A 606-nucleotide genomic window follows, 5' to 3' on the forward strand; every position below is an offset into this window, starting at 1 on the left:
CTGGCGGTATCGCCCGTGCGCGCGCCGGCCGTCCAGCGCGCCACGCCGCCGTGCACCGGCGCCAGCGCATCGAGCGGCGCCTGCAGCGCCTTGAGCGTGTCGGCCGCCAGCGCCCGCATGGGCGTGAGCCACAGGACGGTGAGCGGTGCGGCGGTGCTCTGGCGCCCCCGCAAAGGGATTGCTACTTTTTTTATAGCATCATGCCCTAGTACTCTTTGTGCCGGAGCCCGATTCGGCTCAGATCCTTCCGGATCACCGGCCAGCGCCTGCAGGGCGCCGAGCCACACCGCATAGGTCTTGCCCGCCCCGGTCGTCGCGTGCAGCAGCCCCGAGCGGCCCTCCGCCATGGCCTTCCACACCTGCTTCTGGAACGGGAAAGGCTTCCAGCCCCGCTGCGCGAACCAGTCGGCCACCGCGCGCTGGACCGTGGACCGGGTCACTGCCAGCCCCCCTGCCGTGGCGAACGGCGCCGCAACGACGTGCGCGGCTGGCCGGCCCGTACCCAGCGGCGCGACAAGGGAAGCGGCATGGCTTGCGCCCCCCGCTCCGCTTGCGCTGCGCTGCGCAGCGGCTGGCGCACGAACGGCCGCACCGGCCGGAACGACC

General features: G+C 72.8%; 1 protein-coding gene. It reads right to left on the reverse strand.

What is annotated here, in order from left to right; translation table 11 throughout:
• Nucleotides 1–440, reverse strand: a 440-nt coding sequence (locus AC27IO_RS25210) for a DEAD/DEAH box helicase (protein WP_498741345.1), incomplete at its 3' end; no start/stop codon positions are given.
• Nucleotides 441–606 lie beyond the last annotated feature (166 nt).

The organism is Acidovorax sp. KNOB132 (genome assembly GCF_057541515.1).